Raw genomic sequence first — 16,655 nt, 5'->3', positions numbered from 1 at the left:
TCGTGTCTCCTGGAATCCGGCTCACTCGGGGCGCCGGCGAGATTCGTCGAGCAGGCTGTTCAGGCTCGCCGCCTTGGGCTTGACCAGCCAGAAGTGCCGCACGAAGTCGCTGAAGTCGTCGAGGATCTCGCGCCCGCGGGCCGAGTCGGTCTCGGCCACGAATTCGGTAATGATTTCCCGCAGGTGGCGCCGGTAGGCCTCCATGGCCTCGGTATTGACCCGGTGGATCTCCACCAGCTCATGGTTGTAGCGATCGACGAAGGAGCGGTCTTCGTCGAGAACATAGGCGAAGCCGCCGGTCATGCCGGCGCCGAAGTTGACGCCGGTTTCGCCCAATACACAGACCAGGCCGCCGGTCATGTACTCGCAACAATGGTCGCCGGCCCCTTCGATCACGGCATGGGCGCCGGAGTTGCGCACGCCGAAGCGTTCGCCGGCGGTACCGGCGGCGAACAGCTTGCCCCCGGTGGCGCCGTACAGGCAGGTATTGCCGATGATCGCCGTCTTGTGGCTCTCGAAGCGACTGCCGCGGGGCGGCACGATGACCACCCTGCCGCCGTTCATGCCCTTGCCCACGTAGTCGTTGGCATCGCCTTCGAGGTAGAGATTGAGGCCACGAGCATTCCACACGCCGAAGCTCTGCCCGGCCACGCCGGTAAATCGCAGGGTGATCGGAGCATCCTCGAGCCCGGCCTCGCCGTAGCGCTTGGCCACCGCACCGGAAGAGAGCGCCGGCACCGAACGGTCGCAGTTGGTGATGGTGAATTCATATTCGCCACCGCTCTTGTCGGCGATGGCACGCTCGATGGTGGCCAGCACCTCCTGGTTCTTGGCGCCCGGGTCGTGGGGCACGTTACGGCTGACCTGGCAGAACTGCGGCGCCTCCGCCGGCACGAAGTCGTTGGCCAGCAGCGGTGCGAGATCCAGCCGGCGCTGTGAGGCGGTCTCTCCCTCCAGCACGTCGAGCAGGTCGGTGCGGCCGATCAGATCGGTCAGCTTTCTGACTCCCATCATGGCCAGCAATTCCCGCACCTCTTCGGCGATGAAGCGGAAGTAGTTCTTGACCATGTCCACGGTGCCGCGGAAGTGCTCGTCACGCAGGTACTGGTGCTGGGTGGCCACGCCCGTGGCGCAGTTGTTCAGGTGGCAGATGCGCAGGTACTTGCAGCCCAGCGCCACCATCGGCGCGGTGCCGAAGCCGAAGCTCTCGGCGCCCAGTATCGCCGCCTTGACCACGTCGAGGCCGGTCTTCAGGCCGCCGTCGGTCTGCAGCCGGATCTTGTCGCGCAGGCCGTTGATGCGCAGCGCCTGGTGCACTTCGGGCAGGCCCAGCTCCCAGGGGCTGCCGGCGTGCTTGATCGAGGTCAGCGGGCTCGCCGCCGTACCGCCGTCGTAGCCCGACACGGTGATCAGGTCGGCATAGGCCTTGGCCACACCGGTGGCAATGGTGCCGATGCCGGGCTCGGAAACCAGCTTCACCGATACCTGCGCCTCGGGGTTGACCTGCTTGAGGTCGAAGATCAGTTGCGCCAGATCCTCGATGGAGTAGATGTCGTGGTGCGGCGGCGGGGAAATAAGCGTCACGCCGGGCACCGAGTAGCGCAACCTGGCGATCAGGTCGTTGACCTTGCCGCCTGGGAGCTGGCCGCCCTCGCCGGGCTTGGCGCCCTGCGCCACCTTGATCTGCAGCACCTCGGCATTGACCAGGTAGGCCGGGGTGACGCCGAAGCGCCCGGAGGCGATCTGCTTGATCTTCGAGGAGCGGATGGTGCCATAGCGTGCCGGATCCTCGCCGCCCTCGCCGGAGTTGGAACGGCCGCCGGCCTCGTTCATGGCCTGGGCGAGCGCCTCATGGGCCTCTGGCGACAGCGCGCCGAGTGACATACCGGCACTGTCGAAGCGCGGCAGCATCTCCTCGACCGGCTCCACCTCCTCCAGGGCCAGCGGCGTCTCGGCGGCCTTGAGCTTGAACAGGTCGCGCAGCGTGGCGACCGGCCGCTCATTGACCAGACGGGCGAACTTCTTCCACTTGGCGTAGTCGCCCTCCTGCACGGCCTCCTGCAACGCCTTGACCACGTCGGGGTTGTAGGCGTGGTATTCGTGGTCATGCACGTACTTGAAAAAGCCGCCCTGGTTGATGCCCTTGCGTGGCGTCCAGGCGTCGCGGGCCAGCAGTTCCTGCTGCAGCTGCAGCTCGGCGAAGCCGGTGCCCTCGATGCGCGAGGCCATGCCGGAGAAGCACAGCTCGGTCACTTCGGAGGAGAGGCCTACCGCCTCGAACAGCTGCGAACCGCGATAGGAGGCAAGGGTCGAGATCCCCATCTTCGAAAGGATCTTGTAGAGCCCCTTCTGCATGCCCTTGCGGTAGTTCTCGCGCGCGTCCGCCGGGTTGCCGGTGAGCTCGCCGGTACGATGCATGTCGGCCATGACCTGGTAGGCCAGCCACGGGAAGACCGCGGTGGCGCCGACGCCGAACAGCACCGCCATCTGGTGTGCATCGCGGGCATAGCCGGTCTCGACCACGATGTTGGCGCGCGGGCGCAGTGCCAGCTTGCCCAGGTGATGATGCACCGCGCCCACCGCCAGGGCGGCGTGAATCGGCAGCTCGCCCTTTTCGAGATTGGCATCGGACAGCACCAGAATCACCTTGCCCTCGTGTACCGCGGCCTCGGCCTGGCGGCACAGCTCGACGATGGCCGCCTTGAGACCCAGCTGCTCCGGGTCGTAGCCCAGGCTCAGACGCTGGTGCGAGAAGGCTGGGTCATCCTGCTCGAGCAGCGCGGTGAACTTGCGCGGCGACAGCACCGGCGTGGTCAGGATGATGCGATGGGCGTGCTCCGGCGTGGCCTTGAACACGTTGAGCTCGGCCCCGATGCAGGTTTCCAGCGACATCACGATCGACTCGCGCAGCGGATCGATCGGCGGGTTGGTGACCTGAGCGAACTTCTGGCGGAAATAGTCGCTGAGCAGGCGGCTGCGGCGTGACAGCACCGCCATGGGCGTGTCGTCGCCCATGGAGCCCACCGCCTCCTGGCCGCTCTCGGCCAAGGGGCGCAATACCTGGTCGCGCTCCTCGAAGCTGACCTGGAACATCTTCTGCCAGGTCTTGACCGCCTCGGTATCCATGTTCTGGAAGCTGGCCAGTTCGGTCAGCGCCGACTCCAGGTAGTGCGCCTCTTCCTTCAGCCAGCGCTTGTAGGGGTAGGCGGAGGTCAGGCGCTCGTCGATGTCCTCGGTATGCAGGACTTCGCCGGTATGCGTGTCCACGGCCAGTATCTGCCCCGGGCCGACGCGGCCCTTGGCCACCACATCGTCGGGCTTGTAGTCGTAGGTGCCGATCTCGGATGCCAGGGTGATGTAGCCGTTCTTGGTGATCACCCAGCGCGCCGGGCGCAGGCCGTTGCGGTCGAGCATGCAGATCGCCTGGCGGCCGTCGGTCATGACCACGCCGGCCGGGCCGTCCCATGGCTCCATGTGCATGGAGTTGTACTCGTAGAAGGCCCGCAGCTCGCCGCTCATGGTTTCGACGTTCTGCCACGCCGGCGGCACCATCATGCGCACGGCGCGGTGCAGCTCCATGCCGCCCATCAGCAGCACTTCGAGCATGTTGTCCATGCTCGACGAGTCGGAACCCACGGTGTTGACGATTTCGTCGAGCTCGGCGATCTCAGGCAGCCGCTCGTTGACGAAATTCTCCTTGCGCGAGTTGGCCCAGCCGCGGTTCGCCTCGATGGTGTTGATCTCGCCGTTGTGAGCCAGCAGGCGGAACGGCTGGGCGAGCGGCCAGCGCGGCGCGGTATTGGTGGAGAAACGCTGATGGAATACGCAGATCGCCGTCTGCAGGCGTTCGTCGCCCAGGTCGTGATAGAACGACGGCAGATCCACCGGCATCACAAGGCCCTTGTAGGAGAGCACCTGGGAGGAGAGCGAACTGACGTAGAAGTCCTCCTCGTCGCGCAGCATCTGCTCGGCACGGCGCCGCGCCATGAACAGGTCGACGTCGAAACGCTCGGGGTCGCTGAGCTTGCCCGGCTCGACGAACAGATGGCGAATACGCGGCAGGCAAGCGCGGGCGATATCGCCACAGTAGGACGGATCCACCGGCACCTCGCGCCAGCCGCGAATGACCAGACCACAGGCGCGCAGTTCACCCTCGAGAATGCCGCGGGCGCGGGCCTCCTTGGCGTCATCGTCCGGCAGGAACACCGACCCCACGGCAAACTGCTCGCCGAGGTCGACGTCGAGCGCCTCGGTGGCCACTTCGCGCATGAAGGCCTCGGGCATCTTCAGCAGCAGGCCGCAGCCGTCGCCGGTCTTGCCATCCGCCGCGATGCCGCCACGATGGGTCATGCAGGTGAGCGATTCGATGGCGGTGCGAAGCAGGTCGTGGCTGGCCTGCCCTTCCATGTGCGCGATCAGGCCGAAGCCACAGTTGTCACGGAACTCGCCTGGATGATGAAGGCCTTGATTCATGGGCGTGCCTCAAAGAATGGCTATTGACCAGACGACAGCTTTCATGTATTTTAATCTGTTTTCTTTTTATTAGACCTGTCAAAGACAGGCGGCTGGCGTCGCGAGAAAAGGACGCCCAGCATAGACACGTCGCCCCCTCCCGTGCAATCACCTGCCTCTCTCGAAGCCCATAAAATTCCCGGCAAATCCGCAACTTGCCGAACAACAAGAAGCAAAAACAACCATGTGTTCAATGACTTGCAGCATTCGCCTGCGGGTCATTTCAGCGCACCGACACGACATTAGACTTTAGGCTAATTTCTGCCATTTCCCCCATACCGATACGGCATGAGGCATGCGAATTTGATGCTTATGACGATGCCCGGCAGCGCTGAGGCTACGTGAAACAGCGAAAGGCCGCGCGAATCTCTTCGCACGGCCTCTGGAAAGGCTACCTGGCTTGGCAAATCAGCGACGCTTGCGCGCTCAGCGTCGGGGGAAGGTCGCCAGCAACTCTTCAAGCTGTGGCGCTGGCGTCCGGTCATGGATAATTGCCCGGCCCAGCGCTTCGAGCAGAATCAGGCGCAGCCGCTCGTCGACGTTCTTCTTGTCCAGGCGCATGCGCGCCAGGAAGTCCTCGACCCCCATGTCAGCCGGCGCCTCCAGCGGCAGGCCGGCCGAGGCGATGATGGCCGCGGTGCGCGAGACCTCCGCTTCCGTCAGCCAACCGAGGCGCCGCGACAGCTCAGCGGCCATCAGCATGCCGGTTCCCACCGCCTCGCCGTGCAGCCACCTGCCGTAGCCCTGGTGCGCCTCGATGGCATGGCCGAAGGTGTGGCCCAGGTTGAGCAGGGCCCGCACCCCCTGTTCGGTCTCGTCCGCCGCGACGATCTCGGCCTTTAGCTGGCAGCTTCGCTCGATGGCCCAGGCCAGCGTGCTGGCCTCCAGGGCTCTCAGCGAAGCCATCTCGGCCTCCAGCCAGGCGAGGAAGTCGGCATCGCGAATCAGGCCGTACTTGATCACCTCGGCCAGCCCTGCCGAGAGCTCCTTGGCCGGCAGGGTTTCCAGGGTGTCGGTATCGACCAATACGGCCCGCGGCTGCCAGAACGCACCGATCATGTTCTTGCCCAGCGGATGGTTGACGCCTGTCTTGCCGCCCACCGAAGAATCCACCTGGGACAGCAGCGTGGTCGGCACCTGGATGAACGCGACGCCGCGCTGGTAGCAGGCGGCGGCGAACCCGACCATGTCGCCGATCACGCCGCCGCCCAGGGCAATCAGCGTGCAGCGGCGATTGAAGCCCGCTTCGAGCAGTGCGTCCCAGATGCGGCTGACGCTGGCCAGGGTCTTGGTCGCCTCGCCGTCGGGCAGGACCACCTGGCGTACCTCCGCATCGCCGGGCAGGCCTTCCCGCAGGCGCGACAGGTAGAGGGGCGCCACCGTCTCGTTAGTCACGACCATGACCTGTCGACCGGCCAGGTAGGGCGTCAGCCAGGCAGGGTCGCCGAGCAGTCCGGCGCCGATGTGGATGGGGTAGCTGCGCTCGCCCAGGGCTACCTGCAGGCTGCGCCGGGTCGATGGAGTTTCGCTCTTGGGCATGGGTCAGGCCTTGGCTTTTAGGGGATCGACCAGCCGCTGCACGCGACGCACGATATCGTTGACCACCGCTCGTGGGCTGCGCCGGTCGGTGCGCACCACGATGTCGGCGGTGGCGCGATAGAGGGGGTCGCGCAAGTCGAACATCTCGCGCAGCACCCGCTCGCGATCGGGATGCTGCAGCAGGGGGCGATTGCGATCCTTGGCGACACGCTTGAGCTGCTGTTCGACGGTGGTGAAGAGATAGATGACGGTGCCTCGCTCACGCAGCCGGCGGCGATTCTCCTCGCGCAGCACCGCACCGCCACCGGTGGCGATGACCACGCCCTCACGCAAGGTCAGCTCCTCGATCATCTGCTCTTCGCGATGGCGAAAGCCCGCCTCGCCCTCGACGTCGAAGATCCAGGGAATGTCGGCACCGCAGCGAGCCTGTATCTCATGATCGCTGTCGAGGAAATCACGTGAAAGCTCGGCCGCCAGAAGGCGGCCGATGGTGCTCTTGCCGGCTCCCATGGGGCCGACCAATATCAGATTGGGCAAGTCCTGCATCAGCGAATCGCCAGGCCGTCCTCGAGTATGCGTGGAGTGATGAACACCAGTAGCTCCACCTTCTGATTGCTCGACTCATTGTACCGGAAAAGCCTGCCCAGCACAGGCAGGTCGCCGAAGAACGGCGTCTTGGCCAGGCGGCTGAGCTGCTCGGTGGTAAGAATGCCCCCCAGCACCACCGTTTCGCCGTTGTCGACGAGCACCTGGGTCTCGATACGGTTGGTATCGATGGGCGGCGCCTGCCCCGGCGCCGCCTCGCGGAAGCTGTCGTTCTTGATCACCAGGTCCATGATAATGCGATTGTCGGGCGTGATCTGCGGCGTGACTTCCAGCGACAGCTCGGCCTCCTTGAACTCGGTTTGTGGCACGTTGCCCTCACCGATGGACTGGTAGGCACGCTCCTCGCCCTGGATGATGGTCGCCTTGCGCTGGTTGGCGGTAATGACCCGCGGCTGCGAGATCGTCTGGCTCTTGTTCTCGCTCTCCAGCGCACGCAGCTCCAGGTCCAGCAGGATATCCCCCGAGAGATAACCGAAACCGAAACTGGTCATGGGGTTGGCGCTACCCAGGTCGACGGAGAGTCCGCCGCGCTGGAACTGGCTGCCGGTGGGATCGTCGAAGCCCCCGGTGAACTGGCCGCGAGAGTCGCGCTGCCCGGTGAAGCCGTCGCCATAGGCGGAGATCGGCGCACCCGAGGAGGCGCCGCCCAGGTTGAACCGGCTTCCGCCACCGGATGCTCCCCAGTTGACGCCCAGCTCTTCCGTCACGCCGTCGCGGGCAATGACGATACGCGCTTCTATCTGCACTTGGCGCACCGCCACATCGAGCTGGTCGAGCGTCCGCAGGATCTCCTGGATCTGATCGGCGGTATCCTGAATCAGCAGCATGTTGGTGCGCGCATCCACCGCCACGCGGCCGCGTTCGGTCAGCAGGCCGAAGCCCTCACCGCCGCGCAGCAGCTGGGCGAGATCCTCGGCGCGGGCGTAGCGCACCTGCACGTATTCCGACACCAGCGGCGCCAGGGTTTCGACCTGGGCGCGGGCCTCGAGCTCCTGGCGCTCGATATTGGCCAGCTCGCTGGCCGGTGCCACCACGATGACATTGCCTTCCTGACGGCTGGCCAGGCCATGGCTCTTGAGCACCAGGTCGAGGGCCTGGTCCCAGGGCACGTCCTCCAGGTTGAGGGTCACCTGGCCGGTCACGCTATCGCTGGCCACCAGGTTGAGGCCGGTGAAATCGGCGATGATCGCCAGCACCGAACGCACTTCGATGTCCTGGAAGTTCAGGGTGATGCGCTCGCCGGTGTAGGGGAACTGCTCGCGCACGCGCTGCTCGCGCTCCTGCTGGGTGACGGGCTGCGCCTCGATGGTCAGCTGCCGCCCGCTCTGGGTCGAGAGCATGGCAAAGTCGCCGCCCCCTTCGATCTCCAGGGTAACGCCATGATTGCCGACGCGCGGCGTGATGCGCTGCAATGGCGTGCCGAAATCGCTCACGTCGAGGACCTGGTTGTGCGCCTCGGGCAGCTCGACGCCGCTGAGCTCGGCCACGATGCGATTGCGGCCCGACTCGCGAACCCTGGCATCGACGCCGGCACGGTCGAACGTGACGACCAGGCGGCCCGCGCCCTCCTCGCCGCGACGAAAATCGATATCGGCAATGCTCGGCATACCGCTTGCGGTCGCCGAGCCAGGCGTCGCAGGCCGGGAAGGCGCCGCGGGTTCGGCGCTTGCCCTCGAATCTGCCGAAGCAGACGCCGCGCCGCCGATGGCGAGCCTCAGGCGATCGCCCTGCTGCTCCGTGTCATAGGGCAGCGGCCCCTCCATGTTGAAGACCAGCCGCGTTCGCGAGCCGGCTTCCAGGGCCGTGACCTGTTCGACGCCACCGATGCCCAGCTCGATGCGACGGCGCTCCAGCGCATTTGCCGTGTCCACCAGGTCGATAGTCAATCGCGCCGGCTCGTCGAGTCGGTAGCCGCGCACCTCGGGCACCCCACCGCTAAAGCCGAGGTCGACCAGAAGCTCGCCGCGCTCACCCTGGCGAAAGTCAAGGTCGGTCAGCGTGGAAGCCGCCAGGACAGGCGTCGTCACCAACGTCAGGCAGAGCGTCGCCAGCGTGCCAATCACATGTTTCATCGTTCCCCTTCCCCCTGCCAGTATTGCGCTTGCCTGCTTGGCCACTGTCGCTTGTCACTCGCGTCGCGCCTCGTCCAACCGCATGCGGGACGCACGCTCCATCCAGCCGCCGCCACCGGTGGGCACCAGCTCCACCAGTTGCATCGACGATGCGGTGATGCTGACGATGCGACCATGGTTCTTGCCCAGGTGGTTGCCGGTACGCAGCCGGTGCACTTCGCCATCCGGCGCCCTGACCAGCGCGTGGGTGTTGCCGCTCATGGTCAGTATCCCGACAAGCTTCAAGGCCTCCAGCTCGAACGCCTCGAGCGGCTCCTGGGTACGCCCCGGATCGGGCGCCAGCTCGCTGCTGCCAGACGGCGCCTGCTCCGGCTCCGGCAGCTGAGGCCGAAACGGGCTGCGGCGGTCGCTCGCCTGGTAGGGCACCGATTCGTAATCCGGCACTTCAGGCATCTCCAGCGGTGGCGGCGTTCCCGGATTGGCGCGAATGTCGCTTAGCCGGCGATCCAGCTCGCCCAGCCGGGGATCGGCACAGCCGGCCAGCAGCAGACCTGCCAGAACCCATGTGCCGGCCTTCCTCATTGCGTCTCCTCCCCGCCCTGGGGCCGATAACTGTACGTGCGGGCCAGCATCGAGAGTCGCAGGCGCTCACCCTCCTCCACCGGCGACAGCACGAAGTCGTGCAAGGTCACGATGCGTGGTAGCGCCGCCACGCTGGCGATGAAGCCGGCGATGTGGTGGTACTCGCCCTCGACCTGAAGGTCGAAGGGGCGCTCGATATAGAAGTCGCGCTCGACGGTGCTGCGCAGGCGAATGAAGTCGATCGTCAGCTGGTGGTCGAGGGCGTTCTCGCTGATGCTGTCGATCAGCGACGGAATCTCCGCACCGGAAGGCAGCATGGCCATGAGCTCGTCCATGCGCGTCTCGAGCCGGGCCATCTGGTCAAGCATCTCCGGTAGGCGAGCGGCCTGGGCGGCGCGATTGCGATAGTCGGCCAGCAGGCGTTGCTCCTCGGCTTCGGCACGGGCCAGCTCATCGGCCTTGGGCGCAGCCAGGTACCAGTGCGTGGCAGCGAAGGTGAGACCCAGTACCAGCAGGCAACACAGCCACTGCAGCAGCAGCGGCCAACTGCCCGACTCCTTGAGGTCCAGCTCGCGCCAGTCGACTTCACGAAGACGGCGAAACTCTGCCTGCAGGTTCATGACTCGCCCTCCCCCTGCGCTGCGCTCCTCTCGGGAGGCTGGACTCCCTCCATGAGTTGAGTCGCTCCCAGGTTGAAGCGTCGCCGTGCGCTGCCGTCATCCTCGGCCTCGACCTCGGACAGCACCGGCTCGGAGAATGCCGGCGCGGCAGAGAGGGAGCGCATCTGTTCGGAAACCTGGTGATTGCTCTCCGCCTGCCCGGTCAGGCGCAACTGCTCGCCTTGCCGGCTCAGCTGGGTGTAATGCACGCCATCGACCAGGCTCAGGGTCAGGTCGCGGAAGACCATTACGGTCTGGGATCGCCCTTGCTGGAGATCGCTGAACACTTGGACCTGGCCGATCATGCGCTCGCGTATCGCCTCGTATTCGCCGATCGAGCGGATATCGCCATCGAGCTGCTGCATGCGCGCGAGAATGTGCGCATTGCGCTCGTTCTGTGCCTTCATTGCGCTGTCGTAGTGATAGGTCAGGCCCAAACCGCCCGCCGCCCCGAGCAGTGCGGTGATCGCCAGGGCCAGATAGAAATAGCGGCTGCGGCGCGCCCGCTGCCGCTCCCGCCAGGGCAGGAGATTGATTTCGATGGTCATGAGGGCGCCCTCATCGCCAAGCCGCAGGCGGTCACCATGGCCGGGGCATCACTGGCCAGGGTCTGGACATCGATGCGGGAATTGATGCGCATGCGCAGGAAAGGGTTGGCGATGACCACCTGCATCGCGGTCTCGTGGGCGAGACGTTCCGCCAGGCCGGGAATGACGCTCGATCCGCCGGCCAGCACCATGCGCCTGACCTCGTGCTTGCGCCCCGCCGTGTAGTAGAGCTGCAGGGAGCGCCCCACCTGCTGGACCAGGGTCTCGATGAAGGGTCCCAGGACACTCGTCCGGTAATCCTCTGGCAGCCCGCCGCGCTTCTTGGCCAGCCCCGCTTCTTCCAGCGTCAGTCCGTAGCGAACCCGAATCTCCTCGGTGAGCTGGCGCCCGCCGAAGACGGTGTCTCGGCTGTAGACGATGCGCCCGCCGCGCAGTACGTGGAAAGCGTTCATGGTGGCGCCTATGTCGACCAGGGCCACGCAGTCGTCGTCGCCGGCCGCCGGGGGCAACTGCTGGCGCAGCTCGCCGAAGGCGCGCTCCATGGCGAAGGTTTCGACATCGACTGCCGCCGGCACCAGGCCGGCCTGGCTCAGGGCGTCGGTGAGCTGGTTGACGTCCTGCTGGCGACAGGCGACCAGCAGGACGTCCTGCTGGTCGCCGTAGCGGGCATTGAGCCCCAGACGCTGAAAGTCGAAGGCGACCTCGCTGAACGGAAACGGGATGTGCTTGTCAGATTCGAGTTGAATGCGCGCTTCGATCTCGTCGTCGTTGAGCGAGGCGGGCAGCGTCAGGGTCTTGGTAATGGCGGCACTGGCCGGTACGGCAGCCACGGCCAGGCGCGAAGCGGGCCGTGCACTCTCCACGGCTCGCCGCAGGGCATCGGCCACTTCGCCCATGTCGCGAATGCGACGCTCGACCACGGCACCCTCGCGCAACGGCCTGACGGCATAGCTTTCGATCTGGTGGTGGGAGCCCACTCGCCTGAGCTCGATCAGCTTGACCGTTGCCGAGGTGATATCGACACCGATCAACCCCTTGCCGGAGGGTTTAAGTCGCATCAAACGTTGCCCTTGCGTAATACGCTGCCATGATCGCCAGTCATGTCTTATCGTTTATGACCTGATGTACCTAGGACACCGAGGCTGATAAAGATCATACTCGCTCTGCCTGACCGAGATTACATGATATTTCACCAGCCCACACAAAGTTGAACGGGCCGCCGCCTCAACGCTGGTGGCGGGCAGCCAAGGTTCTTTATAATGGCGGCGCCAGTGAAGGCTCCTTCATCGCCATTTCCTTCATGCTCTCACCACGGAAAACGCCTTTTCATGAAGTGGATCAAGACACTGATTTTCTCGGCCTTCTGGCTGCTGGTATCGCTGTCCGCAGCGGCTCTGCTGGGCGTGGCGGGAGCCGCGCTCTATTTTTCCCCGGGCCTGCCCGACGTGCGTCAGCTGCAGGATTTCGAGCTCCACACGCCGCTGCGCATCTTTACCCGTGACGGCAAGCTGATCGGGGAATACGGCGAGGAGCGGCGCATGCCCGTCACCTTCGACGACATCCCCGAGGATTTCATCCAGGCGCTGCTGGCCGCCGAGGACGCCGCCTACTTCGACCATCGCGGCGTCGACCCCAGGGGGCTCGCGCGTGCCGCCCTGGAGCTGGCCGCCAGCGGCGACATCCAATCGGGAGGCTCCACCATCACCATGCAGGTGGCTCGCAACTACCTGCTGACGCTCGACCGAACCTTCACGCGCAAGATTCGCGAGATCCTGCTGGCCCTGCAGATGGAGCGCATCCTGAGCAAGGAAGAGATCCTCGAGCTCTACGTCAACAAGATTTTCCTCGGCAACCGCGCCTACGGCATCGCTGCGGCGGCGGAGGTCTACTACAACAAGCCGCTCGACGAGCTCACCCTGGCGCAGAAGGCGATGATCGCGGGCCTGCCCAAGGCGCCTTCATCGTTCAACCCGCTGGCCAACCCCGAGCGTTCGCTGATTCGCCGCAACTGGATCCTCTATCGCATGCGGGAGCTCGGCTACATCGACCAGGCCGCCTACGAGGAGGCGGTCCAGGAACCGACCACCGCCCGCCGCTACGTGGCGCAGGTCGAGGTGGATGCCGACTACGTGGCGGAAATGGTCCGCCAGTACGCGTTCGAACGCTTCGGCGACGACGCCTATACCGGCGGCTATCGCATCCACACCACCCTGGACAGCGACCTGCAGCCCTTCGCCCGCGAAGCCTTGGCCAACGGTCTCATCGCCTACGATACGCGCCACGGCTGGCGCGGCCCGGAGCAGCGCGACATTCCCGCCAGCCTCGCCGAGGCGCAGGAGCGCACCGAGCGCCGCGGCCTGGAAGAGGAGCTTGACGAATCCCCCGAGGTGATGGAAACCGCCCGCCAGGCCGCCGAACGCAGTCAGACCCAGGTCGAGGGCATCGAGGGCGACGTCAGCAACTGGCTGCGGGTGCTGGAGCGCACCCCCGGCTTCGGCCCCCTGCAGCCGGCCATCGTCGTGCAGAGCGAGGATCGCCGGATGCGCGTGCTGAGTCGCGACGGTGACATCATTACCCTCGACTGGGACGGCCTCTCCTGGGCGCGGGAGTACAGAAGCCCCCGAGCCCGCGGACCGGAGCCCAGCTCCGCTGCAGAAATCGCCGCCCGGGGCGACCTGGTGCGCATCCTCAGGCGCGACGACGGCGGCTGGCGACTCTCCCAGCGCCCCGACGCCGAAGGCTCGATCGTGGTCATGGAGCCCGATACCGGCGCCATTCTCGCCCTGCAGGGCGGCTTCAGCTTCAACGCCAGCAAGTTCAACCGCGCCGTGCAGGCACAGCGTCAGTCGGGCTCGATCTTCAAGCCCTTCGTGTTCCTTGCCGCCCTCGACACCGGGCTCATGACAGCGTCCTCGGTGGTCAACGACGCGCCGGTGGTGATGCAGGACGGCAGCAACGAGATCTGGCGCCCGGTGAACTCCAGCGGCGATTTCCTCGGCCCGATCCGGCTGCGGGTCGCCCTGGCCATGTCGCGCAACTTGGTGACGATCCGCATCCTGCAGACGCTGGGGCTCGATAACACCGTCGAGTATCTGGAAGGGTTCGGCTTCGCTCCGAGCAGGTTGCCGCGCGGCCTGTCGCTGGCACTGGGCAGCGCCGACCTGACACCGCTGGAAATGACCAATGCCTATGCCGTACTCGCCAATGGCGGCTTTCGCGTCTCGCCCTGGTTCATCGAACGCGTCACCCGTGGAAGCGACGATGAAATCATCAGCGAAGCGCGCCCGGCGATCGCCTGCCGCGATTGCCGCGAGGGCCAGGCCGAAGTCGAGATTGACGGCAAGCGGTACGACGTGGCCCCGCGCGTCGCCGACCCCACCGCGGTCTATATCCTGCGCGACATGTTGCGCGATGTGATCGAAAACGGCACCGGTCGTGCCGCGCTGGAGCTTGGCCGCGAAGACATCGTGGGCAAGACCGGCACCACCAACGGCTTTCGTGACGGCTGGTTCGCCGGCTACAACGACGAGCTGGTGGCCACCGTGTGGATCGGCAAGGACAACAACGAGTCGATCGCCGAATATGGCGGCAACGCGGCACTGCCGATCTGGATCGATTTCATGGGCAATGCGCTGAACGGCCGCCCCGAGGCCATGCCGGAGCCGCCCGCCGAGCTTGTCACGGCGCGTGTCGACGAGCAGACCGGACGTCGCCTGACCGATGGCCAGGCCGGCGGGATCACCGAGATCTTCCATCCGGACTACCTGCCTGACATGGAGCCTCGCCGCGTCGAACAGGAGATCGAGCAAAGCAGCGGATCGCAGGGTACCGGAAGCTACGAAGCGATTTTCTGATATCCTCCCGGGCGGCACGGACGCTGCCCCCTCGTCTTGCCAACCGCCGTGCGCCGCCCTCAGGGCGGCTCCGCCAACGGTCGAACAGGACAGTTTGTAGCCATGCACCGCCTTATGCCATGGAGCCTGATCGGGCTCACGCCGCTACCGGGCATCGCCCTGGCCGCCAGTGTTTTCTATGCCCCGCCACCACCTGCCGATGACGCCCCTGATTTCGGCGGCGAAGCCGAGCTCGGCTACACCCATCTCAGCGGCAATACCGACAGCCAGACCCTGATCGGCAAGAGCCGGCTGACCTGGCTGACGGGCCCCTGGACCCACACGCTGCGCGGTGAAGTACGCAACGTGAGCCGCAACGGCGAGACCAGTGCCGAACAGTACCTGCTCTCGTGGCGGGAGCGCTACGACTTCCACGGGCCTCACTATCTGTTCGGCTTCGCGCGCTGGGAGAAGGACCGCTTCAGCGGCTACGACCAGCAGCTCACCGCCATTGCCGGCTACGGACGCCATGTGATCGACAACGACAGTCACCGTCTCTCGCTCGAGGCCGGTCCCGGCTATCGTCATGACCAGTTGAGGGACGAGGAGGACGAGCGTCTGGGCATCGTCTACGGGGCGCTGGACTACCTGTGGACCCTCTCGGAATATTCGAACGTACGCCAGGAGTTCTCGGTGGAAGCGGCGGACGAGAACACTACGTCGCGTTCGATATCGTCGCTGACCGCCAGGCTCAACTCGCGCCTCTCGATGCGTCTCTCCTACGAGGTCAAGCACAACACCGCCCCACCGGAAACGGCAGACGCCCGCACCGATCACACCACCAGCGTGACGCTGCTGCTGACCTGGTAGCCCGCTAGCGGCTGCGCGATCCACAACGCACTGCGCCGGCCCGAAGGCCGGCGCAGTCATGCATGGCGTTGCCGGACGGAGCGATCAGCTACCGTAGACGTCCTCCACCGTCTTAAGCGGGTAGTGGGCCGGATAGGGGCGACGCGCCACGCCGGAGTCCACGGCAGCCTGGGCTACGGCTGCCGGTATCCGCTCCAGCAGACGCACGTCGACCGGGGTGGGGATGATGTACTCGGGACCGAACGCCATCTGATCACACTCGTAGGCGTCGAGCACCGCCTGCGGCACCGGCTCGCGCGCCAGGTCCTTGAGGGCGTGGACGGCGGCCACCTTCATTTCTTCATTGATGCGTGTCGCGCGCACGTCCAGCGCCCCGCGGAAGATGAAGGGGAAACCCAGCACGTTGTTGACCTGGTTGGGGTAGTCGGAACGCCCGGTGGCCATGATCACGTCGGGCCGCGCCTCGCGCGCCACGTCAGGATGAATTTCCGGGTCGGGGTTGGTGCAGGCGAAGACGATGGGGTTCGGTGCCATCTTGCGCATGTGCTCGGCAGACATCAGGTTGGGGCCTGAAAGCCCGATGAAGACATCGGCACCGTCGATCGCATCGTCCAGCGTGCGCTTGTCGGTATCCACGGCAAACATCGCCTTGTAGGGGTTGAGCCCCTCGCGCCCGGTATGGATCACGCCGCGCCGGTCGAGCATGACCAGATTCTCCGAGCGCGCGCCGCAGGCCACCAGCAGCTTCATGCAGGCGATGGCCGCCGCTCCGGCGCCCAGACAGACGATCCTGGCCTCTTCGAGCCGCTTACCGGCGATTTCCAGCGCATTGAGCATGCCGGCAGCCGTGACGATGGCGGTGCCGTGCTGGTCGTCGTGGAAGACAGGAATGTTGCACTGCTCGATGAGGGCCTGCTCGATCTCGAAGCACTCCGGTGCCTTGATGTCCTCGAGATTGATGCCGCCCCAGCTATCGGCGATGCGCGCCACGGTATCGATGAAGGCCTGCGGGCTTTCGGCATTGACCTCGACGTCCACCGAGTTGATTCCCGCAAAGCACTTGAAGAGTACGCCCTTGCCCTCCATGACCGGCTTGCTGGCCAGCGGCCCCAGATTGCCCAGGCCGAGGATGGCACTACCGTCGGAAATTACCGCCACCAGGTTGCCCTTGCCGGTGTAGCGGTAGGCATTCTCGGGGTCGCGAGCGATTTCGCGGACGGGCTCGGCGACACCAGGACTGTAGGCAAGTGAGAGATCACGAGCGGTAGCAGTGGGCTTGGTCAGCTCCACGGAGAGCTTTCCGGGAATCGGCTTGGCGTGATAATCCAGCGCTGCCTGCTTCTTGGCGTCTGTCATGCTGAGAATCCGGTATCCATGCTTTTGGAGAAGGGCCATCTACCATATAGAAAAGTATTCCATATCTCAATGAAACGC

Annotated in this window: 11 protein-coding genes; 2 read left to right on the top strand and 9 right to left on the bottom strand. The window is 65.4% G+C overall.

Going from position 1 to position 16,655, the window contains the following annotated elements:
- Positions 1–21: 21 nt before the first annotated feature.
- The 8 genes from gltB to pilM form a co-directional block, all read right to left on the bottom strand.
- Positions 22–4,473, bottom strand: a complete 4,452-nt coding sequence (gene gltB / locus ACOJCM_RS07730) for a glutamate synthase large subunit (RefSeq protein WP_445211485.1) — start codon at positions 4,471–4,473, stop codon at positions 22–24.
- Between the two features lie 465 nt (positions 4,474–4,938).
- On the bottom strand, positions 4,939–6,051 hold the full coding sequence (gene aroB / locus ACOJCM_RS07725) for a 3-dehydroquinate synthase (protein WP_445211484.1): 1,113 nt from the start codon (positions 6,049–6,051) through the stop codon (positions 4,939–4,941).
- 3 nt (positions 6,052–6,054) lie between these two features.
- The gene (gene aroK, locus ACOJCM_RS07720; protein WP_445211483.1) at positions 6,055–6,597 is read right to left on the bottom strand and encodes a shikimate kinase AroK; all 543 of its coding nucleotides are present in this window, start codon (positions 6,595–6,597) and stop codon (positions 6,055–6,057) included.
- The gene (gene pilQ / locus ACOJCM_RS07715) at positions 6,597–8,729 is read right to left on the bottom strand and encodes a type IV pilus secretin PilQ (protein WP_445211482.1); all 2,133 of its coding nucleotides are present in this window, start codon (positions 8,727–8,729) and stop codon (positions 6,597–6,599) included. Before pilQ ends, aroK begins: the two co-directional genes overlap by 1 nt.
- A gap of 54 nt (positions 8,730–8,783) precedes the next feature.
- A complete protein-coding gene (locus ACOJCM_RS07710; RefSeq protein WP_445211481.1) occupies positions 8,784–9,311 on the bottom strand; it encodes a pilus assembly protein PilP in 528 nt (175 codons plus the stop codon).
- On the bottom strand, positions 9,308–9,931 hold the full coding sequence (locus ACOJCM_RS07705; RefSeq protein WP_445211480.1) for a type 4a pilus biogenesis protein PilO: 624 nt from the start codon (positions 9,929–9,931) through the stop codon (positions 9,308–9,310). Before ACOJCM_RS07705 ends, ACOJCM_RS07710 begins: the two co-directional genes overlap by 4 nt.
- The gene (locus tag ACOJCM_RS07700; protein WP_445211479.1) at positions 9,928–10,518 is read right to left on the bottom strand and encodes a PilN domain-containing protein; all 591 of its coding nucleotides are present in this window, start codon (positions 10,516–10,518) and stop codon (positions 9,928–9,930) included. Before ACOJCM_RS07700 ends, ACOJCM_RS07705 begins: the two co-directional genes overlap by 4 nt.
- Positions 10,515–11,576 carry a type IV pilus assembly protein PilM gene (pilM, locus tag ACOJCM_RS07695; protein ID WP_445211478.1) on the bottom strand — a complete coding sequence of 354 codons (1,062 nt, stop codon included), beginning with the start codon at positions 11,574–11,576 and terminating at the stop codon, positions 10,515–10,517. The genes ACOJCM_RS07700 and pilM overlap by 4 nt, the downstream gene beginning before the upstream one ends.
- 270 nt (positions 11,577–11,846) lie before the next feature.
- Here pilM and ACOJCM_RS07690 point away from each other — a divergent pair, with 270 nt between their 5' ends.
- Both ACOJCM_RS07690 and ACOJCM_RS07685 read left to right on the top strand, forming a co-directional pair.
- Positions 11,847–14,372: a penicillin-binding protein 1A gene (locus tag ACOJCM_RS07690; RefSeq protein WP_445211477.1), complete on the top strand. Its 2,526-nt coding sequence runs from the start codon at positions 11,847–11,849 to the stop codon at positions 14,370–14,372.
- A 102-nt stretch (positions 14,373–14,474) separates the two neighbouring features.
- Positions 14,475–15,221: a DUF481 domain-containing protein gene (locus ACOJCM_RS07685; RefSeq protein WP_445211476.1), complete on the top strand. Its 747-nt coding sequence runs from the start codon at positions 14,475–14,477 to the stop codon at positions 15,219–15,221.
- 84 nt (positions 15,222–15,305) lie between these two features.
- Here ACOJCM_RS07685 and ACOJCM_RS07680 read toward each other — a convergent pair whose 3' ends face one another.
- Positions 15,306–16,577, bottom strand: a complete 1,272-nt coding sequence (locus ACOJCM_RS07680; protein WP_445211475.1) for a malic enzyme-like NAD(P)-binding protein — start codon at positions 16,575–16,577, stop codon at positions 15,306–15,308.
- Positions 16,578–16,655: the final 78 nt, after the last annotated feature.

The organism is Billgrantia hypersalina, assembly GCF_052584175.1.
The sequence above is the reverse complement of the archived record's forward strand: the minus strand, read 5'-3'. Positions and strand labels throughout refer to the sequence as shown.

What these genes read in the sequence shown, in the direction of transcription:
- ACOJCM_RS07705 (WP_445211480.1), bottom strand. Translation starts at nt 9,931, where the DNA reads ATGAACCTGCAGGCAGAGTTTCGCCGTCTTCGTGAAGTCGACTGGCGC.
- aroK (WP_445211483.1), bottom strand. Translation starts at nt 6,597, where the DNA reads ATGCAGGACTTGCCCAATCTGATATTGGTCGGCCCCATGGGAGCCGGC.
- ACOJCM_RS07710 (WP_445211481.1), bottom strand. Translation starts at nt 9,311, where the DNA reads ATGAGGAAGGCCGGCACATGGGTTCTGGCAGGTCTGCTGCTGGCCGGC.
- pilM (WP_445211478.1), bottom strand. Translation starts at nt 11,576, where the DNA reads ATGCGACTTAAACCCTCCGGCAAGGGGTTGATCGGTGTCGATATCACC.
- aroB (WP_445211484.1), bottom strand. Translation starts at nt 6,051, where the DNA reads ATGCCCAAGAGCGAAACTCCATCGACCCGGCGCAGCCTGCAGGTAGCC.
- ACOJCM_RS07700 (WP_445211479.1), bottom strand. Translation starts at nt 10,518, where the DNA reads ATGACCATCGAAATCAATCTCCTGCCCTGGCGGGAGCGGCAGCGGGCG.
- ACOJCM_RS07690 (WP_445211477.1), top strand. Translation starts at nt 11,847, where the DNA reads ATGAAGTGGATCAAGACACTGATTTTCTCGGCCTTCTGGCTGCTGGTA.
- ACOJCM_RS07680 (WP_445211475.1), bottom strand. Translation starts at nt 16,577, where the DNA reads ATGACAGACGCCAAGAAGCAGGCAGCGCTGGATTATCACGCCAAGCCG.
- ACOJCM_RS07685 (WP_445211476.1), top strand. Translation starts at nt 14,475, where the DNA reads ATGCACCGCCTTATGCCATGGAGCCTGATCGGGCTCACGCCGCTACCG.
- gltB (WP_445211485.1), bottom strand. Translation starts at nt 4,473, where the DNA reads ATGAATCAAGGCCTTCATCATCCAGGCGAGTTCCGTGACAACTGTGGC.
- pilQ (WP_445211482.1), bottom strand. Translation starts at nt 8,729, where the DNA reads ATGAAACATGTGATTGGCACGCTGGCGACGCTCTGCCTGACGTTGGTG.